Genomic DNA, 22,949 nt, shown 5'->3' on the forward strand with positions numbered 1-22,949 from the left:
AGATCACCGCGTCAGGACGTTTCGAACTGGGACGGTTTTCGCTTGCCCTTCAGCCGCATCACGGGGGCATCGATCGCCTGCAGCCGATCCGTGCTCGGCGACTGGCCGAAGGTCTTGCGGTAAAGACGCGAGAAATGTTCGGGCGACCCGAAGCCGGAGGTGATGGCGATCTCGGTCACGGGGAGGTCCGTCTGCTGCAGCAGCTGGTGCGCCTTCGCCAGCCGCAGCGACATGTAATGCTTCAGCGGTGAAACGCCGAGCTGTTGCTGGAAATGCCGCTCAAGCTGGCGCCGTGACAGGCCGACCCGTTCTGCGATCTCATCGCAGGCAAGCGGCTCATCGAGCGCCCTCTGCATGAATTCTATCGCCTTGCGCACCGGCTGATTCGCGATTCCGGCTCCGTCGATGATCGTCTCCTGCCCGCGCGACGGCGCCCGGATGCTCTCCTTCAGAAGCTGCTCGCCGACATCCCTGGCCAGCTCCGGGCCTACCGTATGGCCGATCCAGGTCAGCATCATGTCCAGCACCGCGGTCGCGCCGGCACAGGTCAATCGGCCGGGCTCGATCGTGTAGAGCTGCTTCGTCGCTCGGATTTCTGGATAGAGCTCCTGGAAGCCGTCGAAATTCTCCCAGTGGACCGCGACGCTGTGCCCGTCGAGAAGGCCCGCCGCGGCCAGAAGCTCGCTGCCGGTTTCGATGCCACCGAGCTCCACGCCGAAGCGCGCCAATCGGCGAAGCCAGTTCTTGGCGCGCGCATTGTGCGCGTGCTTCTTCGATTCGAAGCTTGCGATGACGAAAACGGCGTTGAACTCATCGTCCGAGGATATCGACCCGTCGACCGGGATCGTCATGCCGTTGCTGGCCTGAACGGGTTGGCCGTCCGCCGACAGGACCGCCCACGAGAACACGGGATGCTGCGATAGCCAATTCCCCACGGACAGGGGCTCGACGGCCAGCGCCAATCCCAGGTTCGTGAACTGCGGCTGGAGCAGAAAGCCGATCCGACGAATTTGAGAGGCCACGCCAAAGCCCTCCTGCTTGCATGCGTTTGTCCTTGCCCACTGGCAATCCCACTCGGCAATCCCACAGCGACGGCGCTGCTCCCTCATGACTTAATGCGCCATGAGGGTGGCGCAATAGGTCAAGTCCTCGCTGCCGGTAAATCTAATTTGAGGGCGGCGAGGCGATGCCACCCGGCGCGCATCGCAAAGGATAGCCCGGAGGACCAAGATGATGCAGATAGCGAATGATTGGAGCTTTTCGAGTCCGGAAACGGCGCTGACGCTGCCCTCCAGATACTTCTTCGATCCGGAGGTCTTTCAGGCCGAGAGGGATCGAATCTTCATGAGTTCGTGGCACCTGATCGGCCACAAGAGCGAGCTGAGCGAGCCCGGCCAGTTCATCGTCTGCGATGTCTTCGACCAGAGTGTCGTCGCCACGCGCGGCCGTGACGGCACGGTCCACGCGTTCCACAATGTGTGCCAGCACCGCGGCAATCGGCTGGTCAACGAGCGTCGCGGTACGACCAAGGGCGTATTCCGCTGCTCCTACCACTCCTGGTGCTATGGATTGGACGGAAGCCTGCGCAGCGCGCCGCGGTCGGAGCGCATGGTCGACTTCAAGAAGGAGAACTACGGAATTCCGCCGGTCCGGGTCGAGGAATTCGCCGGCTTCCTCTTCTTCAACCTCGATCCGAAGGCGCCGTCGATGCAAGACACCTTCCCGGGCGCCGAGGCAACGATGATCGAGCGGTTTCCGGACGCCCAGGACGTGCGCCTTGTGGGCGAAAAGGACTTCCTGGTTCCGGCGAACTGGAAGGTCATCATGGACAACAATATCGAAGGGTATCACTTCGAGTTGTCCGGTCCGGTTCACACCGTCCTGGCGAACCTGATCTCCTTCGAAGGCTACAAGCTGACCCCGCACGAGCGGTGGTGGACCTACACGGCGCCGGCGAACATGGCGGCCGAGCAGGCCTACAGCGTGCCGCTCGACGACGAGGCGAAGCAGTCGAACCCGCGCTTCTTCAACATCGTGCTCTGGCCGCACAACACCTTCTACCGGTTCCCGTTCTCGAACTTCCTCGGGACCTTCCTGATCATCCCGACCGGAGCCGAGGAATCGATCATCCGCGTCGGCTATTACGTTGCCGGCGAGAAGATTCCGGCGGTCACGGAAGCGTCGATCAAGTGGATGAGCGAGGAGCTCGGGCCGGAGGACATCAGCCTCAACATCACGACGCAGAAGGGCCTCCGCTCGCTCGGCTACAAGCAGGGCCGCTACATGATCGACGCGGAGCGGAGCAACATGAGCGAGCACCTCGTCCACCATTTCCACACCTTGGTCTACAACGCGATTCGGGGTTGAGAAGGCCGGTGCAGGCCGCTCATGAAGCGGCGGCCTGCACGGCGGGCCCATGATCGATCCGACCGGCCCAATCCCGATCCCTATGGGGAACGCATGCCGGAAGCGATGAACAGAACATCCGTCGCCGTGGCGAACGCGCGGCTGATCGCCCAGGACATCAAGCAGCTCGACCTGACGCCGACGGACGGCCGGGCGCTGCCGCCGGTCGAGCCCGGCGCGCATCTCGACCTCTGGCTGCCGAACGGGCAGGTCCGGCAATATTCGATCGTCGCGCGCAGGGAAGACGGCGCGAGCTACAGGATCGCCGTTCTGCGCGACCCGAACTCCCGCGGCGGAAGCGCCTATGTCGTGGAGACGGTGGAAGACGGCCAGGTTCTCGGAATCAGTGCGCCGCGCAACCATTTCGCGCTCGACGAGGGCGCCGACGATTACGTCCTTATCGCCGGCGGTATCGGCGTCACGCCGCTCATCCCGATGGCGCGCCGATTGTCGGAGCGGGGCAAGCCCTTCGCCTTCCACTATCTCAGCCGATCACGGGAGCGCGCCGCCTTCCTCGATGTCCTGCAGGCGAAACCGCTGAACCGACATCTCGGCCTGCATTTCGACGACGCGCAGGGCAGGCCCGACCTCGCGAAGATGATCGGCCCGCCGCGCACCGGGAGGCGAATCTATGTCTGCGGCCCCTCCGGCCTGATCGACGCCGTGCTCGATGCGGCGCGGGAATGGCCGTCGGACGCGGTGCGGTTCGAACGCTTCACCCGCGACGCCGCCGAGCCGGGCGCGGGCGCCGCTTTCGAGGTCGAACTCACGCGGTCCGGGCAGGTCGTTTCGGTCGGGCCCGAGGAGACGATCCTCGATGCCCTCGACAAGGCAGGCGTCGCCGTCGAGTCCGTCTGCAAGGAGGGCATCTGCGGATCCTGCATGGTGCCGATGCTGTCGGGCGAAGCCGATCATCGGGACTCCGTCCAGACCGAGGCGGAGCAGCAGGCCAACGATTACATCTGCGTCTGTGTCTCGCGCGCGATATCGCCGCGTCTCGTGCTCGACCTGTGAGCGGGGCAGCGACGATGAGAAAGAACCGGAAGGAACGGAGTCAAAACAGATGAGCGTTCGGCAGAGCTTCGATTTCATCATTGTCGGCGCCGGATCGGCAGGCTGCGTCCTTGCCAACCGTCTCAGTGCCGAGCCCGGCAACCGCGTCCTCGTCCTGGAGGCGGGCCCGCGCGACGGCGGTCTGTTCATGACCATGCCGGCGGGCGTCTATCGTGCCTACAGGGACACCCGCATCAATTGGAACTATGAGAGCGAGCCGGAACCCCATATGGACGACCGGCGCATCCCGGTCCCCCGCGGCCGCGTGCTGGGCGGCTCGTCCTCGATCAACTCCATGGTCTATCTGCGCGGCCATCCCCGGGACTATGACCGCTGGGCGGCGGACGACCTGCCCAGCTGGGACTATGGGCATTGCCTGCCCTATTTCCGTCGGTCCGAAACCAGCGACACGGGACCGAACGCCTATCGCGGCGGCGATGGCCCGCTCTCCGTCGAGACCGGAACGCTGGACAGCCCCATCTTCGACGCCTTCCTGGATGCCGCGGCCGAAGCCGGACATGGGATCTCCGACGATTTGAACGGTGCGAAGCCGGAAGGATTCACGCGGCTCCAATGCACCAAGCGCAATGGGCGCCGATGCAGCGCGGCCGTCGCCTATCTTCACCCGGTCATGGCGCGGCCCAACCTGACCGTGGAGACCGGCGCCCAGGTCCTGGGCCTTTTGTTCGAAGGGACCCGCGCGGTCGGCGTGCGCTATACGCAGGGCGGCAAAATCCTGGAAGCCCGCGCGGACCGTGAGGTCATCCTCTCCGGCGGCGCGATCAATTCGCCGCAGGTCCTGATGCTTTCGGGCATCGGTCCGGCCGAGGAGCTGGCGAGGCACGGTATTCCCGTCCGTCACGAACTCCCCGGCGTGGGCGACAACCTGCAGGACCATATCGACGTGGTGCTGCAGTTCCGCACCTGCAAGCCGGTGTCGCTCGCTTGGCTGCGTCACCCATGGGGCAAGCTCCGCGTCGGCGCCGAATGGCTCCTGTCGCGTTCGGGCGTCTGCGCCTCGAACATCTTCGAGATCGGTGGCGTGATCCGCAGCAACTCGGAGACGCCGCACGCGAACCTGCATTTTCATATCGCGCCTGTCATGTTCCACTACAGCGACACCGACATCACCCTTGCCGAGGGGTTCACCGTGCATCTCTCCCAACTCCGGCAGGAAAGCCGCGGCCGAATCGTGCTGCGGTCCGACAATCCCCTCGACAAGGCCGGCATCCAGTTCAACTTCCTTGCCACGGAGCAGGACCGCCGCGAATTCCGCGAGGGCATTCGCCTCACCCGGGACATCGTCAGCCAACCGGGTCTCGCCTCTCTCTCGGGCGGCGAAACCGCGCCCGGTGCGGATATCCAATCGGACGACGCCCTGGATGCCTTTGTGCGGGCTAAGGCGGAGACGGAGTTCCATCCGAGCTGCACCTGCCGGATGGGGCGGGACGACATGGCGGTGGTGGATGAGGAGCTTCGCGTGCGAGGCCTCGAGGGGCTGCGGGTGGTCGATGCGTCGGTCATGCCGACCGTCGTCAGCGCGAACCTCAACGGCCCGACGATCATGATCGCGGAGAAGGCCGCGGACCTGATTCTCGGCCGGCCGGCCTTGGCGCCGCATGACCCGCGCGCGGCCTGACTTCAAATAAGCTCATCGGTATAGGAGAGGATCGATCACGATGCTCAAGACAGACGCCGCATCCGTAATGGGGGCCGCAGGGTGCGAGCCCGACCACCGGCAGGAACGAATCGAGTTGGCCGCGGCCTTCCGCTGGACCGCCCGGCTGAACATGCATGAGGCCGTGGCCAATCATTTCAGCCTCGCTTTGTCGGACGACGGGTCGCGGTTCCTGATCAATCCGAACGGCCGTCATTTCTCCCGCATCCGCGCGAGCGACCTCCTGCTGCTCGATGCCGGCGACCCGGCCACGATGGACCGGCCGGACGCGCCGGATCCGACCGCATGGGCGATTCACGGCGCCATGCATCGCAACGTTCCGCAGGCCCGGTGCGTTCTGCATGTTCACGCGAAGCATGCGACGGTGCTGGCGTCCCTGCGCGACTCCTCGGTGCCGCCGATCGACCAGAACACGATGCGCTTCTATGAGCGGATCGCAATCGACGATGGGTTCGACGGCATGGGGCTGGGTGACGAGGGCGAGCGGCTCTCGCGATGCATCGGCAACCACAACCTGCTGGTCCTGGGCAATCATGGCGTGCTGGTGGTGGGTGCCACAGTGGCGCAGGCGTTCGATACGCTCTACTACTTCGAGCGGGCCTGCGAGACGCTCATCACCGCCTACATGACCGGGAAGGAGTTGCGTATCGCTTCGGACGAGGTCGCCCGCAAGACGGCGCAGCAGTGGGCCGAATATCCCGATCTCGCCGAAAATCATTTCCGGGAACTTCTGGCGATCCTGGATGAGGAGGAGCCCGACTACCGATCGTGAGCGGCGGGGCGTGGTTCAAGTCGTCAGCGTGCGCGGTCGTTCGACGGCAGCGGCTCGAACTGGGCAAACCACTGCCCGGCATCCCCCGGCCCCGCCATGTCGTAATAGAGTGAAGTCATGCGCAGACGGCCGGCCAATCCCAGCTCGGGCCCGGAGATCAGGCTGTGAAATTCCTCGCCGCCGAGGATGCGGTGCGCAATGGTGATATAAAGCCGCGAAAGCATGCCGTCGCGCAGCATGGTCTCGAGCATGCGCGGCCCGGCCAGCAGGAAAAGGCTGTGGAAGCCGCGCTGGCCGAGCGCCCGCGTCAGGGGCGCGCCTTCCACCGACTTGCCTTTGCCGGCGATGATCACGTCATAGCCGCGGGCCCGTAGCGCTTCGATCCGGTCGGCCGGCGCCGCGGCGCCTGTGGCGATGAAGACGCGCTGTTCCGCGCGTACCAGTGATTCGGGGATCGGGAAATCGAGGCTCGCGCTCGCAACGGCGACGGCGGGCTGCGGCGCAAGGCCGTTGTCGCGGCGCCATTGGGCGAGGTCGCGCGTCCCCACTTGGAGGATGTCGTCCAGGCGGCCTTCGGCAATGGCGCGCAGATAACCGCCATGGGTGATCAGGCAATCGGCCTGTGCCTGCAGTTCGAGCAGCAGGCGAAAATCATTGCCGCTGATCAGGCCCGCCGGCAGATGGCTGGCGCCGGTACCCGGCTCTTCCAGGGCGATGCGGCCGTCGAGGCTGCAGACGAAGTCGGCATAGACAAACGGTGCCTCCGCGCTGCCCAGCCGATGCAGCTTGTGGGCGAGATAGGTCCCCGCTAGCGCGCGCTCTTGCGGCGGTCCCGGATAGAGTCTGAGAAGACGAGCGGCCATGGCGCATTCTATCACCCTGCCGGCGAGCACGGACAGAGGGCCCGGAACCGCCGCTTAGAGTGTCTAACAACCCCTATCCACGGTCTGCGTTGGTCTGGGCGGGGCGCGGGTTAGGAGCCGGGCCGCCGGCGATGCCGGGCGCATCGTCAAGGCCCGGCGACGCGGCCCCGCGTCCCGCCCAGACCAACCCGGAGGGCCACGGTCCGGTGTCCGTGGGACGGCGTCGGCCGGCGCTCGCGATGCGCCAGCATCGCCACGCACCGCCCTCCTAGCCCACGGCCACCGGACCGTGGCGCAGACCGTGGATAGGGGCTGTTAGGCACTCTTGGCCCAGGCGCTGATCGCCGGGTGGCGGTCCTTCCAGGGACGGGCCGCCTCGAGTTGCCCGGCAAGGCGGAACAGAGTCGTCTCGTCGCCGAAACGGCCGATGAAGTGAACGCCCACCGGCAGGCCGTCCTGCGACCAGTGCAGCGGCAGCGTCATCGCCGGATTGCCGGTGACGTTCGCGATCGGCGTGAAGGGCACGAAGGCGAAGAACCGCTCGATATAGCGCCGCCAATTGGGGTCGTCGGACGTGATATAGCCGTGCTCGACCGGCAGCGATGCGAGGGTCGGCGTGAGCAGCAGGTCGTATTTCTCGAAGAACGGTGCGACCTGTCGGGAAACCTGGCTGAAATGCTCGAGGATGCCGAGAAACTCGGTGGCCGAGATCTTCCGCCCCTGTTCCGCCAAGGCAAAATTGGCCCGCTCGATGATGTCGGGAGAAGGCGGCCGGTTCATCACGCGCGCCAAATCGTCGATTCCGGCCGCCAGATGAGTCATGAGGAGCCGCGTGATGGCGTCGCACAGGGCATCACCGTCGAAGACCGGCGCCGCTTCCTCCACGTGATGGCCGAGATCGGCGCAGAGCCTTGCCGCTTCCTGCATCGCCTCCCGGCATTCGGCCGCGACGGGCACGTCGGATGGTGGCTTGTCGGAAAACGCGATTCGCAGTCGCCCCGGATCGCGGCCCACCTCTTCCCGGTAGGGCCGCTCCTTGGGCGGCGCCCAGTATGGCGCACCGGGATCGGCCCCCTCGGTGGCGTCGAGCAGCGCAGCGCTGTCGCGGACCGATCGTGTGACCGCATGTTCGATGACCAGCCCGTTCCAGTACTCGCCGCCGTCCGGGCCGGTCGGCACGCGCGCCCGCGTCGGCTTCAACCCGAAGGCGCCGCAGCAGGACGCCGGAATGCGAATCGATCCGGCACCGTCGTTCGCATAGCCCAGCGGCACCATGCCGGAGACCACGGCCGCCGCCGAGCCGCCGCTCGACCCGCCGGTCGTGCGTGCCGGGTTCCACGGATTGTTGCAGCGACCGTTGGCGACGGGCTCGGTGGTCACGCTGGCGCCGAACTCCGGCAGGTTGGCCTTGGCGATGATCACGAGCCCCGCGCGCTTGTAGCGGCGAATCAGCTCGCTGTCATACGGGCGGGTGAATCCCTGCCCCAATCGACTCGCCATGCTGGCCGGAAAACCGGCATAGGACAGATACTCGTCCTTCAGCACGATCGGAACGCCGGTGAAGGGGCCGTCGGCGAGGCCTGCCGCAATGTCGCGCTCGGCCTGCGGCCGCATCGAGGCGACGACCGCGTTCAGATTCGGATTGAGCTTGTCGATCCGGGCGAAAGCCGCCTCGAGGACTTCCGACGGCGTTACCTCCTTGCGACGGATCAGGTCGGCAAGCCCAAGACCATCGAAGTCCGCATACTCGGCAAAGTCGCCCATCGCCCAGATCCCTTTCCGCACGGAGTGTTGTGTGAGTCGCCCGCCTCAGATCGGTACGAGATGCGACATCAATCCATGCGCGGCATATGAGGTCAACCGTCCGCTAAAATCTGGCGTGACGTCGAATCGTGTAGTTGCCAATCTAGGAGGCGAATCATAAGCTTGTCAGCTTGTGAAGCCAGGGGCCAAGTATTTTCAGAATGTCCGCGCCTGCCGCTATCGACATACGGAGCGTCGGTAAAATTTTCCATGGAGCCGGCGGGGGCGTGACCGCATTGAAGGCGGTGTCCCTGAGTGTCCGGGAGAACGAGTTCTTCACTCTGCTCGGACCCTCCGGTTGCGGCAAGACGACGCTGCTGCGGCTGATCGCCGGGTTCGAGCAGCCCACCACCGGAGCGATCTGGATCGGGGGCGAGGACGTCGTCGGGCTTCCGCCATTCAAGCGATCGGTCAATACCGTTTTCCAAAGCTATGCGCTGTTCCCGCATCTGTCGGTCGCACAGAACATCGGCTTTGGCCTCCGGATGCGAGGATTTGAACGGGCGGCGATCGATAAGACGGTCGGCGAAATGCTGGAGCTCGTGCAGCTCTCCGGCGCTGGAGACCGCCGGCCGAACCAGCTCTCCGGCGGTCAGCAGCAGCGCGTCGCGCTGGCGCGTGCGCTGGCCAACCGTCCGGAAGTCCTGCTGCTCGACGAGCCGCTGTCGGCGCTCGACTTCAAGCTCCGCAAGGAGATGCAGCTCGAGCTCAAGCGCCTGCAGCGCGAGACCGGTGTCACCTTCGTCTTCGTCACGCACGACCAGGAGGAAGCGCTGACGATGTCGGACCGCCTGGCGGTCATGTCGAACGGAGAGGTTCAGCAGATCGGCGGACCCACGGAGGTCTATGAGTTTCCCGCCAATCGCTTCGTCGCCGATTTCATCGGCGAAACGAACATCCTGGAAGGCTCGGTGGAGGCGGTGCAGGACGGGGAGATTCTCTGTCGCCTCGGGAATGATGTGCAGGTGGCCGTCCGGGGCCGCGCCGATATCGGCGCGAGGGTCAGCCTCGCCGTCCGGCCCGAGCGCCTTTCGCTGGAACCGGCCGCAGAATTGCCTGGGGCGGGCCGCCTGGATGGAACGGTCGCCGAAGCGATTTATCTGGGTAACGGCACCAGCTACCATGTCGATATCGCCGATGGCGGTCGCCTTCTCGTCCGTGGACAGAACCGCGCGGACGGCAGGATGACCTTCGCGCGGGGCGAGCGCGTGTCGGTGCATATTGCACCCGAATCGATCAGGCTGCTGAGGGAATGAGCGCCCTGCCGCAGAGTTCGGCGCTGCGGCGCATGGCGGGGCTGATGCCGGCGCTGCTCGTGATCGGCATCTTCATGCTGGGCCCGCTCTGCATTATCGCGGCCTATTCCTTCATGGAGGCCAGCCCCTATGGCGGCGTCCGGCCGGAGTTCAGCTTCGGAGCCTATCGGCAGTTCCTCTTCGACCTCGATCTTGACGACAGCCTGATCTTCAATCCGGCCTATCTCAACATCGTCGCACGCTCGGTCGTGCTGGCCGTCGCAGCGACGAGCCTCAGCCTCGTCCTGGGATTCCCGGCGGCCTATTACATCGCCACGCGGCCGCCGCACTGGCGGACCGTTCTGCTGCTTCTCGTGACGATCCCGTTCTGGACCAACCTGCTGATCCGCACCTTCGCCTGGATCCTGATCCTGCGCGACGACGGCCTGATCAACAGCGTGCTGATGTGGCTCGGCGCGACCGACGCGCCCTTGCGGCTGCTGTACACCGACGGCGCGATCGCCGTCGGGCTGATCTACAGCTATCTCCCCTTCATGGTGCTGCCGATCTACGCCAGCCTGGAGAAGATCGATATGCGGCTGGTCGAGGCGGCGCACGACCTGCATGCCAACCGCCTGCAGGCGATGTGGCGCGTCATCCTGCCGCTGGCGAAGCCTGGCATCATCGCCGGGTCCATTCTGGTGTTCATCCCGAGCCTCGGCGCGTTCATTGCGCCGGACCTGCTGGGCGGCGGCCGGCGTCTGATGATCGGCAGTCTCATCCACATGCAGTTCTCGAGCTCGCGCAACTGGCCCTTCGGCTCGGCGGTCGCGATGATTCTTTTGGCCGTGGTTCTCGTCCTGATGCTCGTCTATGCGCGCAACGCCGGGCGCGGGCGCGGAGAGGCGGCGCGATGACCGCGGACGCAGGAAACGTTGCCACGAGCAAGGCAGCAGCTGCCGCGCGGAGGCGAACCCGGGCGCCGTTCGTAACCGGCGAGTATCCCGGCTTCCGGTTCTTCACGATCGTCTTCTTCTTTTTTCTCTACGCGCCGATCCTGGTGCTGATCGTCTATTCCTTCAACGACAACCGCTCCGCGACGCTCTGGACCGAGTTCAGCATCGACTGGTACATCCGCGCCTTCAACAATGACGACATCCGGCGCGCCGCCCTGAACAGCCTGACCATCGCTCTCGTGGCTGCGAGCGCCGCCACCGTGATCGCGACGCTGGCGGCGCTGATCCTGGTGCGCGGCGGGCGCTTTCCCGGCCATTCCCTGGCCTATGGCCTGATATCGCTGCCTCTCATGGTCCCGGAAATCGTGACCGCCGTCGCGACCCTGTCTTTCTTCGCGGCGATCGGCTTGTCGCTGGGCCTCGGCAACGTCATCATCGCCCACACGGTCTTCTGTATCCCCTTCGCCTATATGCCGATCCAGGCGCGGCTCAGCGACATGGACACGACGTTCGAGCAGGCCGCCCAAGACCTCTATGCGAATGATTGGAACGCCTTCCGGCATGTGACGTTGCCGCTGATGATGCCGGGAATTGTCGCGGGCGCGATGCTGGCCTTCATCATTTCCATCGATGACGTGATTATCACGCTCATGGTCGCCGGGGCCGGATCGACCACCTTACCGGTCTACATCTATGGCATGGTGCGCATGGGCGTGACGCCCGAAGTCAATGCCGTGTCGACGGTGCTGCTGGCGATATCCATTCTGTTCGTGTCACTGTCCTGGATGATCAACAGACGGCGATAAATGGTGGTCTCAAAAATTCGAGGGAGGAAGACTTGGCAAGAATGAAGACGCTTCTGGGCGCGACGATCGCGGTTGCGGGGCTGGCCGTGGCCAGCACGGCCGCGAAGGCGGACGGCGAGCTGTTCATCTATAACTGGACCGATTACACCTCGCCCGAACTGATTGAGAAGTTCGAGAAGGAAACCGGCATCAACGTCACGCTCGACATCTATGACTCGAGCGAGACGCTGCTGGCGAAGCTCCAGTCGGGCGCGACCGGCTACGATATCGTCGTGCCGGGGCACGCGTTCCTGCCGATCATGATCGAGGAGGGACTCGTCCAGGAGATCGACGTCGCCTCCCTCAAGGGCTACGAAAATCTGGAGGAGCGCTGGCGCAATCCGGACTGGGACCCGGAAGGCAGGTATTCCGTGCCGTGGCAGTGGGGCACGACGTCCTTCATGGCCGATACCGCCCTCTATGACGGCCCCATCGACACGCTCGAGACCCTCTTCGAGCCACCGCCGGCCTATCAGGGGTCGATCGCGATGTTCCGGGCGCCCTCCGAGGTGATCGGCCTGGCACTGATCTATCTCGACAAGCCGCAGTGCAACGACAATGTCGAGGACATGCGGGAGGTTCAGAAGCTCCTGCTCGAGCAGCGGCCGCACGTCAAGATCTATAACTCCGACGGCATTCTCGAGCGGCTTGTCTCCGGCGACACGGCGATGCATATGATCTGGAACGGCTACGCGATGCGGGCCCGCGAGCAAAAGCCGACCCTGAAATACGCCATGCCGAAGGAGGGGATCCTCGGCTGGATGGATGTCATGGTCGTTCCGTCGGGCGCCAAGAACCGGGACAACGCCATCCGCTTCCTGGAGTTCATGCTGCAGCCCGAGAACATGGCGATCCAGTCGAACTTCGCGCGCTACGCCAATGCGGTGAAGGGAAGCCAGGAGTTCATGGACGAGGATCTGCGCAGCGCTCCCGAGCTCAACGTTCCGGAGGATGTCGAGGTCATCTTCCCGTGGGCGTGCGGCGAGGAGAGCATCCGCCTTTACGACCGCGTCTGGACGCGCGTGCTCCAGTAGCAGGTGAGGAGGGGTCGGTCAGTCCGGCCCCTCGATTTCTGCCATCGCCCGCGTTCATCGACAGGCACTCTAAATTCGCATTGCGAAATCCGGCTCGCTCGGCCGGGCCTCGTTGCGGAGCCGGCCACGGATGGCCGGATCGATCCTCTCGTCATCAAGGTCATAGAGGCCGCATTGCCGGAGCGCCGCCTTCAGTTCGATGTGGCGGCCGAGATACTGAAGAATGACACGGTAGCAGGCGATATCCCGCGACGACATGCTCGTCACCCCGAGCGTCAGGCCGGGTAGAAGCGACGGCTGGTCGCGATCATGGGGATAGAGGATCGTCAGCCAGACCATCTTCCCGACCGTCGCCTCGCGCTCGAACATGAGCACGCGTTCGCCGGAATGAACGAAGATGCCGTTATACTTGCGCGTGCTACGAAAAGGGTCCGAGCCATAGCGCTCCATGTTGCGGCTGAAAATGAAACCGCCATCCTCGAACACGTGAATGAAGCCCCGTAGGATCCGGCCCGGATATTCGGCCGGGCAGAAGTAATTGTAGTAGAAGCCGGTGTGCTCTCGAAGCCGCTCCAAGCTCGGAGGTGTCAGAAGCAGGATGTCGCGGACGCGCTCGGACAGGGCGTTGAGTGACCCCGTGACCGGCCTTTTGATCGCCACCAGCCTGCGGAAGGCCGCATGGTTCAAGAGCAGTTCCGACTCCTCCAACCCGAAATGATCGGCGATGCGCCGGAGGGTTTGCAGTGAAGGGCGTGACTGCCCGACAAGGTACTTGTTGAACTGCTGTCGGTTCAGCCGCATGCGCCGGCAGGCCTCCGAAACCGACCGGCTATAGCTGCATAACAGCTTAAGGTTCTCCGGAAGATCATCCGCCGCCATCACATTGGTTCCTCCTGCCGCCACCGACCGAGATGCCGGCGTAACGGAACTGACGCGAGTTGACGCTCAAACTAGTGCAGGTCGCGCCAGCGGGCAACGCAGACATATGTTGAGCCGGCGTGAAGCGCGTTCCTACACTGCTTCGGCGGCATGAGAACCGCGTTGCCGCCAACCAGGATAGATCGGCACAAAAGGCCTTCAGGGAGGGAGAGATGCGCCAGCATGACGGTTTGACACGCGTGGTCTGGTTTTGCCGCTCGGCGATGGTTGCGGCCGTGTTCGGCGCGGTCGCATGGTCTTCCGCCGAAGCTGAGGAGCTGAGGATCCTGACCTGGGAGGGGCTGGCGGACGACGCCTGGATCGAGCCGTTCGAGAAGGCCCATGACGTCAAGATCCAGCGCACTTATGTCGGCTCGAACGACGAGTACATGGCGGCGCTCGCAGCCGGAGGCACGCAGTACGACACGGTGGTGATCGTGAGCTCCCTCGCCCAGACCGCGATCAAGGCCGGGTTCGTCGAGCCGGTCGATCTCGACAAGGTTCCGAATTTTCAGATGATTTATCCCGAGTTTCGGAAGGCCGCGTTCCTGCAAAGCGATGGCGAACAGTATGGAGTCCCGACCTTCTGGGACATTCAGCCTGTGACATTCAACGCCGATGTCGTCGATAATTGCAGCTTCGACGCCCTGTTCGACCCCAAATACAAGGGCAAGATCGCCATGTGGGATGACGTTTCCACGCTCGGCGACGTCGCGAGCTATATGGGCTTCGACAATATCTGGACCCTGTCGGATGAGCAGCTGACGAAGGTCAAGCAGAAGATGATCGAGCAGAAGCCCCTCGTGCGGCGCTACTGGTCGACCGGCGGCGAGATCATTGAGCTGTTCATGAGCGGCGAAGTCGTCGCCACCAATTCCTGGAGCTATGTCACTCAGGCGCTCCAGGACGAGCGGATGAATGCGGCGCAATGCGCTCCGGAGCGTCCGACGGCTTGGCTGGACTCGCATTTCATCGTCGCCGGCTCGGAGAACCGCGATCTGGCGCACGCATTCATCAACTATATGCTCGAACCGGAAGTCCTGGCCCAGATCTATGAGCACAGCGGCTTCGGCGTCACCAATCCGGAGATCGCCGAGCACCTCCCGGAAGGCGCTCTGCAAGGGTCGGCTATGGCGCAAGGTCCGGAATTCCGCAGTACGATCCGGTTTTGGGAAGAGATCCCGCGTCGCGGCAAGTACCTCGAGGTGTGGAACGAGATCAAGGCCGCGTCGGTCGACTGATGATGGATGCAGTCGTCCGCCTCGACCGGGTGAGCAAGCGGTTCGGAAGCCTCGTCGTACTCGACGACCTGAGTCTGGAGGTCCGGCGCGGCGAGTTCCTGACTCTTCTGGGAGAGAGCGGCTGCGGCAAGACGACGACGCTTCGGATCATCAGCGGTTTCGAAGAGCCGACGGATGGCGCCGTGTACCTCAACGGGCGGCTGGTGAATGCCGTCCCGGCTTACCGGCGGCGGGTCAACACGGTGTTCCAGAACTATGCCCTGTTCCCGCATATGACCGTCGGCGAGAACGTCGAGTATGGGCTGCGCTTCGACCGTGTCCCGCGCAGGGAGCGCCGCCGCTTGGCGGAGGAGATGCTCGCGCGCGTCGGTCTTGCCGACAAGATCGATCGACAGTCCACGGCGCTGTCCGGCGGCCAGATGCAGCGCGTCGCCCTCGCGAGGGCTTTGATCAAGAAGCCGGAAGTTCTGCTGCTTGACGAGCCGCTTTCCGCGCTCGACGCAAGGCTCCGCAAGGAGCTTCAGCTCGAGCTGAAGCGCACGCAGCGCGAGACGGGCATCACCTTCGTCTATGTCACGCATGACCAGGAGGAAGCCCTGGTCATGAGCGACCGGATCGCGGTCATGGAACGCGGGCATATCCGACAACTCGGCCGGCCGGATGACGTATTCGAGCGGCCGGAAACGCTGTTCGTCGCGGAATTCGTGGGCGCGTCGAACAAGCTGGACGGGCGTGTCGTCGAGATCCGCCACAACTCCGTGATCGTCGCACTGCCAAGCGGCGATCGCCTGGAGGCGCCGACCCGTAGCGCCGGGGATCTGGCGACGGGGACCGACGTTCGGCTTATCGTGCGGCCCGAGCATCTGCGTGTCGCCGCCGATAGTTCCGCCGCCACGAACGTCGTGAGGGCGGTTCTGGAGGATATCATTTACCTGGGCAGCGACAGGAAGCTGACGCTCCGTGTCGGCGAGCGTCTGCGGATCGAGCTTCAGGAGCGCGGCGACCGCCTTCCGCCATGCCTGGGCACGCGTTTGGGAATGACGGTCGACATCGAAATCCCGCCCGATGCCCTCTATGCCTTCCGCAAAGGCCGCGGAGAATAGGAGCGCCATGTGGCAAGCGAAGCTGCAACGGCATCGGATCGAGATCGTCTGCGCAATCGCGGCGATCGGCTATCTCGTGGTCTTTATCGGCCTGCCATACGCGAATGTCTTCGCCTTCAGCTTCTGGGAGAAGGATCTCTATACGTTGCGCCCGGCCCTTTCGCCGGAGAACTACGCGAGGGCCTTCACCAACGACCTGTACCGGCAGGTGATCCTCAATTCCGCCGAAGTCGCGACCATCGTTACGCTGGTCTCGTCCGTTCTGGGCTATCTGCTGGCCTATTATTTGGCGGTGTATGCGGAACGGTGGCGCAATCTCCTGTTCTTCCTGCTTATCGTGCCGTTATGGACGAGCTTTCTCCTCCGCGCCTACATCTGGAAAATCATCCTCGGCCGAAACGGCATTCTGAACTCCGCCTTGACCCAGGCCGGAGTGCTGGACCAACCAGCCTCGTTTCTCCTCTATAACAAATTTTCGATCTCGATCGCGCTGATCTATATTTTCCTGCCGTTCGTGGCGCTCCCGGTTTACGCGGCGCTCGAGAAGATTCCGCGTGGCTATGTTGAAGCCAGCGCCGACCTCGGCTCGCCGCCTTGGGCGACGTTCTGGCACGTCGTTTTTCCGCTGACCGTGCCGGGGCTCGCCGCCGGCGCCATGGTGGTCTTCTGTCTGTCCTTTGGCGATTTCATCACGCCGTCGCTGCTCGGCGGCACCGGCGATATCATGATCGCCAACGTGATCATCGCACAGTTCGGCGCGGCCTATGACTGGCCCTTCGGCAGCGCCCTCGCAATTCTCGTTCTGCTCATCGTCATGCTGCTTGTCGGGCTCTCCGTCTGGATTGGCCGGACCGTCTCGAGAGGTCGTGCATGAGCGCGGGCGGTGGAGCAAGTCGTGGAGCGAGGTGGACGTTCGCGGCCGCCGCGATACTCATCTTTCTGTTTCTCTACGCACCGATCGCCGTGCTCGTGGCCTTCTCCTTCCAGGAAAGCCAGGTTCTCTCCTGGCCGATCGAGGCTTGGTCCTTTCGTTGGTATCGCCTGCTTCTGGAGGACAGGGAGTTGCAGCAAGCTCTGTGGAACAGCCTCATGGTGGCCAGCGCCTGCGTGACGGTGACGACGCTTGCCGGAGTCCCTCTCGCGCTTGCATTACGGAGATTGCGCGGGCGCCTGGGAAGATTCCTAGAGCAGACCTTTCTGCTGCCGCTCATTGTCCCGCAGTTCATCACCGGTCTAGCGCTGCTGATCGTTCTGAATCGCAGCGACATCGGCCTGTCGTTATGGACGGTGATCCTTGGCCAGAGCCTCGTCTGGATGCCGATCGTCGTCGTTCAGGTCCACGCGCGTCTGCAACGGTTTGACGCCAACCTCGAGCAGGCAAGCATGGACCTCGGCGCGAACCGTCTCGAAACCTTCTTTCTGGTGATGCTGCCGAACCTCCGCACCGCAGTCGTGGGCAGCGCCCTCCTCGTGTTCACCTTGTCGTTCGACGAGTTGCCGGTGACCTTCTTCCTGACCGGCGCGGAAAACACGCTCCCGATGCACATCTGGTCGATGCTGCGCATCGGAATCACCCCCGAGATCAACGCAATCGCCAGCCTGACAGTGGGAGCATCCGTGGGACTCATCCTGCTCGGCGTGTGGCTTCTGGCAAAGGACCGAAGGAGACTCTGAGCATGCATGAGGGCTTGAAGCAGTTCACGGAGATGGTGCCGAAGGTGGACCTCGGCGTCCGCGAGCGCATGGCGCTGGTGATCATCGACATGCAGTACCACGATGCTTCCCCCGATCGCGGGCTGTGCCGTGCCTGGGCCGAAATCGCGCCCGGCTCGATGGACTATTACAACGATCGCCTGCGCAGAAAGACGGTGCCGGCCATTCGGAGTCTGCTGGACCTCTTCCGCGCCGAAGGACTCTCGGTGATCCATCTGGTCCTCGGGTCGGACTATACCGATCTCCGGGACTGCCCCGAGCGCTTCCGGAACTGGACACGCAACCTAGAGGCAGCGACCGGAATCCGCGACCTCTGGTGGTCGGGCAATCCGGACTTCCAAATCCTCGAGGAACTGACCCCAGCCGCCGGGGAAACGATCGTGAAGAAGACGACGAACGGTGCTTTCAATGGAAGCGAGCTCGACCGGACCCTCTCTCGCATGGGGATCTCGACGCTCGTCGTGACCGGAGTCATAACCAGCGCCTGCGTCGATGCGACCGCCCGCGACGCCGCCGACCGGGGATATGATTGTGTGCTCGTCTCCGACGCTCTCGCGGACTACGATCCGCAGATGCACGCCGCGACCCTTCAGTCCTTCGCCCTCAGCTTCGGCCGTGTCGTGGAGACGGCCGAAGAGGTGATGGAGGCCATCCGATGCGGTACGTCCCTGTGAACGACGACGCGGGCGGGTTGGGCCGATGGCCTATCCCGCCCGAAAGTCGCGCCGCGCTTCGTTCCATTTCCCGTCCGGACTCACCACCAGCTTGCCGATGAACCGCTTGGCGATGAAATCCGATTGGGCCTTGTGGAAGTCCGACAGCTTGTAGGTCCCGCCGAGCAGCGCCTTGATCCTGCCTTGCTCGATATAGCCGAGCAGCCGGCGGAACGCGCCGCGCGTGCCTTGCGAGGAGCCGTGGAGCTCCAGATGCTTCAGGTACATCGTGCGCAGGTCGAGCTGCACCACCGGCCCGGCGATCGCGCCGGCCGTGGTGTAGCGTCCTTCGGGGCGCAGAATCCGGAGCAGGTCGTTGAACATCGGGCCGCCGACCAGGTCGGCCACCACATCGATGGGCTCGCCGCCGGTCGCCTTGTCGACCGCCGCGGCCAGGTCGCCCTCGGACCGCGAGATCACGGCTTCCGCGCCGATCGCCCTGACCGCATCCTCCTTGCCGGGTCCGACGACGGCATAGGGAACGGCGCCGCGGACGCGGCAGAGCTGAATGATGCCGGAGCCGACGCCGCCTGAAGCGCCGGTCACGAGAACGCGCTCGCCGGCGGCCACGCGCGCGCGATCCAGCATGTGCTCTCCCGTCAGATAGGCGCAGCAGAAGGTCGCAAGCTCGGCGTCGCTCATCGCGCTGCGGACGGAATGCGCATTCTCGGCGGGGACCGCCGTGTACTCAGCGTAGCCGCCGTCCCGGCCGTGGCCGATATAGTCGATGTCGGCGAGGCTGTCGTCGTCGCGGTTGTAGAGGCTGAAATCGACCATCACCCGCTCGCCGATCCGACTCTCCGGAATGCCGGCGCCGACCACGGCGATGCGGCCGACGATGTCGGTGCCCTGGATCCGCGGGAAGGTGAGCGTCGACCGGCCCCGGCGCCATGTCGAGACGGCACCCGGGTCCGTCTCCGTGCCGTAGGCGCCCTCGCGGACCCAGACGTCGGTGTTGTTCATCCCGCAGGCGGTGACCTCGATCAGCACCTCCCCAGCTGCCGGCTGCGGGACGGGGACGTCCTCGCGATAGACCAGCTTGTCCAACCCGCCATGCCCGGTGAGAAGGACTGCCTTCATGGTCGTCGGGATGTGATCGGTACTCATTGGGATTTATTCTCCGCGCCTGTGGTTCGCCAGTCAGTGTTTCGCGCCCATTCTGCGCGCAGGCGGATCGCTATCAAGGCCCGATTGCGGTAGTCCGATCGGCAAGCCTCGTAAATCATTACCATTTTTGCTTGTATTTCGGGCGAGGGTGCCGGAAATTATCCACAGCCTGTGAATAAATGCCGATCGACGCAGGATGCGCGCTATAGCACGGCAGCAGAGGGCAGGGTTCCGCGACGTATCCGGTCTGACCATGGGCGGTCGGACTCATGCTTGATCGCCTGCGCATTCGCCTCGAGGCGCATCGCGACGAGGCGAACCATCACCGCGCCTACGAGATCCAGGTGGATCGCGACCTGTTCTCCGCATGGACGGTGAGCATCCGCTTCGCCCGGGTGGGCACGCACGGCCACAGGCTGCGGGCCTGCGCCGTTTCGGAGGAGGAGGCGCGCCGGATCATCGGCCGCTATCTCGCCCGGCGACTATCGGCACCGCGGCGGATCGGCTGCGCCTATCGGTTGCGCGAGGTCACCGCGTCCGACAGTCTCAACATGCTGCCCTGGCTGGGCGTCCTGTGCCGCTTCGTCGAGGACGACAGCCGAACTCGGCGGCCGGCGCCGACGAGCATCGGTGTCCGCCCGAGACGGCGCGGCCGAACGGAGCCGGCCGCCCTTCCGCTGCTCGAGGCCGCGGGGATTTCCCCGAGTGATCTCCCCGGCGCCGAGGTCATCGACCTGGCCGCGGAGCGGCGGCGGCGCGATCTGTCTCGCCTGGAGCAGGCGATCCACGGCGTACGCGACGAGATCCTCACCGTCTATGGCGCAGCGCCGGAGCCGAGCGAGACGAGCGACCTCGCTTCGGCCTTGGCAGGACTTGCCGATCGTCTGCTCGATCTCGTGGAGCGGACCGACGGCTCCGGCTGAAGCTTGGGCTCAAGCCAGGGCGATTACTTGCCCTGGTTGATCGTGACGGGCTCGAGCTTGTTCGCCGCGAGGCCGTATTTGGCGAGGAGCTGGTCATAGGTGCCGTTTTCCTGAAGCCGCTCGATCGCGGCCTTGACGGCGTCGCGCAGCTGCGTCTCGGTCTTCAGGAAGGGAATGCCGGTGAGGGTTTTCGTGAAGGGCTCGCCGAGCAGGACGTAGGTGTCCGGCTCGAGCTCCTGGAAGTAAGGCAGCGTCTCGTTGCCCTGGACGGCGCCCTGGATGCGCTGCGTCTTGAGCTGCGTGCGCGCGCCGACCGAGCCTTCCGTGCCGACCGCGTCGATCGCGGGCTTGCCCTTGGCGACGCAGTTCTCCTCGCTCCATTCGGCGATCTGGGTCGGCCAGTTCGTCGCGCGGCTGGCGCCGACCGACTTTCCGCACAGATCCTCCGGCGTCTTGATCTCGTCCGCCAAGGCGCTGCTCGTGTAGAACTGTGCGCCAGACACCATATAGTCGACGAAGTCGGCAACGTCCCGGCGGGACGGCAGATCGCTCATGCCCGCGAGCACCATGTCGACCCGCCCGGTCTGCAGCGACGGCAGCATCTGGGCGAAGGCGATCTCCTGCCACTCGACCTCCACGCCGAGCTCCTCGGCAATGGCCTCGCCAAGGTCGATGTCGAAGCCCGTCAACTCGTTGGTGGCTGGATCCTTGTAGGTGATCGGCGCGTAGTTGGGGTTGGTCGCGATGACGATCTTGCCCGCTTCCTTGATGCGCGCCGGAACTTCCTGCGCCAATGCGGGCGTCGCTACCGCAAGCGCGGCAGCCGCCGCCAGCAGACTCTTGATCGGCTTCATTCGAGCTCTCCTCTCGTTGGTTTGCGTGTTGTTCGCTGTTGTTCTGGGGTTGTCAGGACAGGACGGCGGCGATGAAATCGCGGGTGCGGGCCTGCTCGGGCCGCACGAGAATCTCCTGCGGTGGTCCTTCCTCGATGATGCGGCCGAGATCCATGAAGACGACGCGGCTGGAGACCTCGCGCGCGAAACCGAGTTCGTGCGTCACTACGATCATGGTCATGCCGCTCGTCGCCAGATCGCGGATGACGGCAAGAACCTCGCCGACAAGCTCGGGGTCGAGCGCCGAGGTGGGCTCGTCGAACAGCATGAGTTTCGGCTTCATGGCGAGCGCGCGCGCGATTGCAACGCGCTGCTGCTGCCCGCCCGACAGCTCGCTCGGATAGGCATCGCGCTTGTCGGCGAGGCCGACGCGCTCCAGCAGCGCCATCGCCTCGTCGACGGCTTGCGCCTTCGGGCGCTTCCGCACTGTGACCGGGCCCTCGATGATGTTCTGCAGCGCCGTCAGATGGGCGAAGAGGTTGAAGCGCTGGAAGACCATGCCGCTCGCCAAGCGCTGGCGGGCGATCTCCTTGTCGCTGAGCGGCAGGAGCGATTCTCCCGAACGACGATAGCCGGCGAGTTCGCCGTCGACCCAGATTGCGCCGCCGTCGATGCGCTCCAGCTGGTTGATGCAGCGCAGGAAGGTGCTCTTGCCCGATCCCGACGGGCCGATGATGCACAGAACCTCGCCATGCGGCACCTCGATGGAAATGCCGTCGAGGGCGTGCAGCGAGCCGAAATGCTTGTGAACGTCGACCGCGACGACCATCGGCTTCATGGTCATGCCCCTCCGGCTGCCGGCGCCGTCGCACGCTGCGCGCTGCGCTCGCCATGGCCCTTCGAGAAGTGCTTCTCGAGGAAATGCTGGCCGATCGTCAGGACGGTCACGACGACGAGATACCAGATGGCGGCGACGATCAGCAGCTCGATCACCCGGGCATTGGCATAATAGATCGTCTGGGCGTTGCGCAGGATCTCGGAATACTGGATCACGCTCGCGATCGAAGTGAGCTTGACCATGCTGATCACCTCGTTGCCGACCGGCGGGATGATCACGCGCATCGCCTGCGGTAGGACGATGCGCCGCAAGGCGGTGAGCCGTGTCATGCCGATCGACTTCGCTGCCTCGGTCTGGCCAGCATCGACCGACAGGATGCTGGCCCGCACGACCTCGGCGGTATAGGCGCCCTGGTTGATGCCGAGCCCGAGGAACGTGGCGACGAAGGGGGTCATCACGTCGACGGTGCGCGCCTCGAAAAGGCCGGGGATGCCGATCGTGGGGAAGACGAGCGCCAAGTTGAACCAGATGAGAAGCTGCAGGATCAGCGGCGTGCCGCGGAAGAACCAGATATAGAAGACCGAGACGGCCTTCAGCACCGGATTCGGCGACATCACCATGACCGCGAAGAGCACGCCGAGCAGGATACCGAGAAGCATGGCGCAGACCGTCATCAGCACGGTGTTGGCAAGCCCGGTGAGGATCGCCGGTACGGTGAAGAACTGCGCGACGACGCTCCAGGCGATCTGACCTTCCGCGAAGGCCTTCACGATGGCCGCGAAGGCGAGGAGGATCAGAGTCGCCGCCAGCCAGCGGCCATAATGCCGCTGCGGAACGTGCCGCAGATGGGCGATGGAATAGGGCGAGGTGTGGGCAGCATCGTCCGTGCCTGCTGTCGCCACCTTCACGTCCATC

22 protein-coding genes are annotated in these 22,949 nt (G+C 64.4%); 14 read left to right on the plus strand and 8 right to left on the minus strand.

The genetic code is table 11. The features are described from left to right. Positions 1 to 11: 11 nt before the first annotated feature. Positions 12 to 1,022, minus strand: a complete 1,011-nt coding sequence (locus DT069_RS15000; protein WP_425450260.1) for a GlxA family transcriptional regulator — start codon at positions 1,020 to 1,022, stop codon at positions 12 to 14. A gap of 208 nt (positions 1,023 to 1,230) precedes the next feature. Here DT069_RS15000 and DT069_RS15005 point away from each other — a divergent pair, with 208 nt between their 5' ends. The 4 genes from DT069_RS15005 to DT069_RS15020 all read left to right on the plus strand — a co-directional run bounded on the left by DT069_RS15005 (position 1,231) and on the right by DT069_RS15020 (position 5,909). Then, positions 1,231 to 2,367 (plus strand): aromatic ring-hydroxylating oxygenase subunit alpha, encoded by a 1,137-nt coding sequence (locus DT069_RS15005; RefSeq protein ID WP_119461123.1) that lies wholly within the window; start codon positions 1,231 to 1,233, stop codon positions 2,365 to 2,367. A 105-nt stretch (positions 2,368 to 2,472) separates the two neighbouring features. Continuing rightward, on the plus strand, positions 2,473 to 3,420 hold the full coding sequence (locus DT069_RS15010) for a PDR/VanB family oxidoreductase (protein ID WP_119461271.1): 948 nt from the start codon (positions 2,473 to 2,475) through the stop codon (positions 3,418 to 3,420). A gap of 49 nt (positions 3,421 to 3,469) precedes the next feature. Next, entirely contained in the window at positions 3,470 to 5,098 is a 1,629-nt protein-coding gene (locus DT069_RS15015; protein ID WP_119461124.1) for a choline dehydrogenase, read from the plus strand. A gap of 40 nt (positions 5,099 to 5,138) precedes the next feature. Beyond that, positions 5,139 to 5,909, plus strand: coding sequence for a class II aldolase and adducin N-terminal domain-containing protein (locus DT069_RS15020; protein ID WP_425450261.1), 771 nt, complete (start codon positions 5,139 to 5,141; stop codon positions 5,907 to 5,909). A gap of 23 nt (positions 5,910 to 5,932) precedes the next feature. On the opposite strand, the gene DT069_RS15025 is transcribed toward DT069_RS15020, so the two are convergent. Together DT069_RS15025 and DT069_RS15030 are read right to left on the minus strand one after the other, a co-directional pair. Beyond that, on the minus strand, positions 5,933 to 6,772 hold the full coding sequence (locus DT069_RS15025) for a RibD family protein (protein ID WP_119461125.1): 840 nt from the start codon (positions 6,770 to 6,772) through the stop codon (positions 5,933 to 5,935). Positions 6,773 to 7,087: 315 nt separating this feature from the next. After that, on the minus strand, positions 7,088 to 8,536 hold the full coding sequence (locus DT069_RS15030) for an amidase (protein WP_119461126.1): 1,449 nt from the start codon (positions 8,534 to 8,536) through the stop codon (positions 7,088 to 7,090). A gap of 266 nt (positions 8,537 to 8,802) precedes the next feature. Here DT069_RS15030 and DT069_RS15035 point away from each other — a divergent pair, with 266 nt between their 5' ends. The 4 genes from DT069_RS15035 to DT069_RS15050 are packed head-to-tail and all read left to right on the plus strand — an operon-like array spanning position 8,803 to position 12,645. Beyond that, positions 8,803 to 9,831: an ABC transporter ATP-binding protein gene (locus tag DT069_RS15035; protein ID WP_425450262.1), complete on the plus strand. Its 1,029-nt coding sequence runs from the start codon at positions 8,803 to 8,805 to the stop codon at positions 9,829 to 9,831. Then, positions 9,828 to 10,727, plus strand: a complete 900-nt coding sequence (locus DT069_RS15040) for an ABC transporter permease (protein ID WP_119461128.1) — start codon at positions 9,828 to 9,830, stop codon at positions 10,725 to 10,727. Before DT069_RS15035 ends, DT069_RS15040 begins: the two co-directional genes overlap by 4 nt. Next, positions 10,724 to 11,572, plus strand: a complete 849-nt coding sequence (locus DT069_RS15045) for an ABC transporter permease (protein WP_119461129.1) — start codon at positions 10,724 to 10,726, stop codon at positions 11,570 to 11,572. The genes DT069_RS15040 and DT069_RS15045 overlap by 4 nt, the downstream gene beginning before the upstream one ends. A gap of 41 nt (positions 11,573 to 11,613) precedes the next feature. Continuing rightward, complete coding sequence (locus tag DT069_RS15050; RefSeq protein ID WP_119461130.1) at positions 11,614 to 12,645, plus strand: ABC transporter substrate-binding protein; 1,032 nt, start codon at positions 11,614 to 11,616, stop codon at positions 12,643 to 12,645. A gap of 69 nt (positions 12,646 to 12,714) precedes the next feature. On the opposite strand, the gene DT069_RS15055 is transcribed toward DT069_RS15050, so the two are convergent. Continuing rightward, positions 12,715 to 13,524 (minus strand): helix-turn-helix domain-containing protein, encoded by an 810-nt coding sequence (locus tag DT069_RS15055; RefSeq protein ID WP_119461131.1) that lies wholly within the window; start codon positions 13,522 to 13,524, stop codon positions 12,715 to 12,717. 212 nt (positions 13,525 to 13,736) lie between these two features. Here DT069_RS15055 and DT069_RS15060 point away from each other — a divergent pair, with 212 nt between their 5' ends. The 5 genes from DT069_RS15060 to DT069_RS15080 are packed head-to-tail and all read left to right on the plus strand — an operon-like array spanning position 13,737 to position 18,294. Then, on the plus strand, positions 13,737 to 14,804 hold the full coding sequence (locus tag DT069_RS15060; protein WP_425450263.1) for an ABC transporter substrate-binding protein: 1,068 nt from the start codon (positions 13,737 to 13,739) through the stop codon (positions 14,802 to 14,804). Beyond that, positions 14,804 to 15,907: an ABC transporter ATP-binding protein gene (locus tag DT069_RS15065; protein WP_425450264.1), complete on the plus strand. Its 1,104-nt coding sequence runs from the start codon at positions 14,804 to 14,806 to the stop codon at positions 15,905 to 15,907. The genes DT069_RS15060 and DT069_RS15065 overlap by 1 nt, the downstream gene beginning before the upstream one ends. A 7-nt stretch (positions 15,908 to 15,914) precedes the next feature. Further along, the gene (locus tag DT069_RS15070) at positions 15,915 to 16,781 is read left to right on the plus strand and encodes an ABC transporter permease (protein ID WP_425450265.1); all 867 of its coding nucleotides are present in this window, start codon (positions 15,915 to 15,917) and stop codon (positions 16,779 to 16,781) included. After that, positions 16,778 to 17,581: an ABC transporter permease gene (locus tag DT069_RS15075; RefSeq protein WP_119461134.1), complete on the plus strand. Its 804-nt coding sequence runs from the start codon at positions 16,778 to 16,780 to the stop codon at positions 17,579 to 17,581. Before DT069_RS15070 ends, DT069_RS15075 begins: the two co-directional genes overlap by 4 nt. Positions 17,582 to 17,583: 2 nt before the next feature. Further along, a complete protein-coding gene (locus DT069_RS15080; protein WP_119461135.1) occupies positions 17,584 to 18,294 on the plus strand; it encodes a cysteine hydrolase family protein in 711 nt (236 codons plus the stop codon). Between the two features lie 30 nt (positions 18,295 to 18,324). Here DT069_RS15080 and DT069_RS15085 read toward each other — a convergent pair whose 3' ends face one another. Then, positions 18,325 to 19,440 carry an alcohol dehydrogenase family protein gene (locus DT069_RS15085; protein ID WP_119461136.1) on the minus strand — a complete coding sequence of 372 codons (1,116 nt, stop codon included), beginning with the start codon at positions 19,438 to 19,440 and terminating at the stop codon, positions 18,325 to 18,327. A gap of 269 nt (positions 19,441 to 19,709) precedes the next feature. Between DT069_RS15085 and DT069_RS15090 the strand changes: the two genes are divergently transcribed. Then, positions 19,710 to 20,363 carry a WGR domain-containing protein gene (locus DT069_RS15090; RefSeq protein ID WP_119461137.1) on the plus strand — a complete coding sequence of 218 codons (654 nt, stop codon included), beginning with the start codon at positions 19,710 to 19,712 and terminating at the stop codon, positions 20,361 to 20,363. A gap of 23 nt (positions 20,364 to 20,386) precedes the next feature. On the opposite strand, the gene DT069_RS15095 is transcribed toward DT069_RS15090, so the two are convergent. The 3 genes from DT069_RS15095 to DT069_RS15105 are packed head-to-tail and all read right to left on the minus strand — an operon-like array spanning position 20,387 to position 22,948. Beyond that, entirely contained in the window at positions 20,387 to 21,217 is an 831-nt protein-coding gene (locus DT069_RS15095) for an ABC transporter substrate-binding protein (RefSeq protein WP_119461138.1), read from the minus strand. Positions 21,218 to 21,269: 52 nt separating this feature from the next. Then, positions 21,270 to 22,040, minus strand: coding sequence for an amino acid ABC transporter ATP-binding protein (locus DT069_RS15100; RefSeq protein WP_425450266.1), 771 nt, complete (start codon positions 22,038 to 22,040; stop codon positions 21,270 to 21,272). Beyond that, positions 22,037 to 22,948 carry an amino acid ABC transporter permease gene (locus DT069_RS15105; RefSeq protein WP_119461140.1) on the minus strand — a complete coding sequence of 304 codons (912 nt, stop codon included), beginning with the start codon at positions 22,946 to 22,948 and terminating at the stop codon, positions 22,037 to 22,039. Before DT069_RS15105 ends, DT069_RS15100 begins: the two co-directional genes overlap by 4 nt. Position 22,949 lies beyond the last annotated feature (1 nt).

Origin of the sequence: Virgifigura deserti (genome assembly GCA_003576685.1) — a bacterium.
GTDB classification, from domain to species: domain Bacteria; phylum Pseudomonadota; class Alphaproteobacteria; order Dongiales; family Dongiaceae; genus Virgifigura; species Virgifigura deserti.

Excerpts from the sequence above, each read along its gene's own strand:
- DT069_RS15080 (WP_119461135.1), top strand. The coding sequence starts at position 17,584 with ATGCATGAGGGCTTGAAGCAGTTCACGGAGATGGTGCCGAAGGTGGAC.
- DT069_RS15065 (WP_425450264.1), top strand. The coding sequence starts at position 14,804 with ATGATGGATGCAGTCGTCCGCCTCGACCGGGTGAGCAAGCGGTTCGGA.
- DT069_RS15100 (WP_425450266.1), bottom strand. The coding sequence starts at position 22,040 with ATGACCATGAAGCCGATGGTCGTCGCGGTCGACGTTCACAAGCATTTC.
- DT069_RS15090 (WP_119461137.1), top strand. The coding sequence starts at position 19,710 with ATGCTTGATCGCCTGCGCATTCGCCTCGAGGCGCATCGCGACGAGGCG.
- DT069_RS15040 (WP_119461128.1), top strand. The coding sequence starts at position 9,828 with ATGAGCGCCCTGCCGCAGAGTTCGGCGCTGCGGCGCATGGCGGGGCTG.
- DT069_RS15050 (WP_119461130.1), top strand. The coding sequence starts at position 11,614 with ATGAAGACGCTTCTGGGCGCGACGATCGCGGTTGCGGGGCTGGCCGTG.
- DT069_RS15060 (WP_425450263.1), top strand. The coding sequence starts at position 13,737 with ATGCGCCAGCATGACGGTTTGACACGCGTGGTCTGGTTTTGCCGCTCG.
- DT069_RS15020 (WP_425450261.1), top strand. The coding sequence starts at position 5,139 with ATGCTCAAGACAGACGCCGCATCCGTAATGGGGGCCGCAGGGTGCGAG.
- DT069_RS15005 (WP_119461123.1), top strand. The coding sequence starts at position 1,231 with ATGATGCAGATAGCGAATGATTGGAGCTTTTCGAGTCCGGAAACGGCG.
- DT069_RS15030 (WP_119461126.1), bottom strand. The coding sequence starts at position 8,536 with ATGGGCGACTTTGCCGAGTATGCGGACTTCGATGGTCTTGGGCTTGCC.
- DT069_RS15075 (WP_119461134.1), top strand. The coding sequence starts at position 16,778 with ATGAGCGCGGGCGGTGGAGCAAGTCGTGGAGCGAGGTGGACGTTCGCG.
- DT069_RS15070 (WP_425450265.1), top strand. The coding sequence starts at position 15,915 with ATGTGGCAAGCGAAGCTGCAACGGCATCGGATCGAGATCGTCTGCGCA.
- DT069_RS15015 (WP_119461124.1), top strand. The coding sequence starts at position 3,470 with ATGAGCGTTCGGCAGAGCTTCGATTTCATCATTGTCGGCGCCGGATCG.
- DT069_RS15095 (WP_119461138.1), bottom strand. The coding sequence starts at position 21,217 with ATGAAGCCGATCAAGAGTCTGCTGGCGGCGGCTGCCGCGCTTGCGGTA.
- DT069_RS15105 (WP_119461140.1), bottom strand. The coding sequence starts at position 22,948 with ATGGACGTGAAGGTGGCGACAGCAGGCACGGACGATGCTGCCCACACC.
- DT069_RS15010 (WP_119461271.1), top strand. The coding sequence starts at position 2,473 with ATGAACAGAACATCCGTCGCCGTGGCGAACGCGCGGCTGATCGCCCAG.
- DT069_RS15055 (WP_119461131.1), bottom strand. The coding sequence starts at position 13,524 with ATGGCGGCGGATGATCTTCCGGAGAACCTTAAGCTGTTATGCAGCTAT.
- DT069_RS15085 (WP_119461136.1), bottom strand. The coding sequence starts at position 19,440 with ATGAGTACCGATCACATCCCGACGACCATGAAGGCAGTCCTTCTCACC.
- DT069_RS15025 (WP_119461125.1), bottom strand. The coding sequence starts at position 6,772 with ATGGCCGCTCGTCTTCTCAGACTCTATCCGGGACCGCCGCAAGAGCGC.
- DT069_RS15045 (WP_119461129.1), top strand. The coding sequence starts at position 10,724 with ATGACCGCGGACGCAGGAAACGTTGCCACGAGCAAGGCAGCAGCTGCC.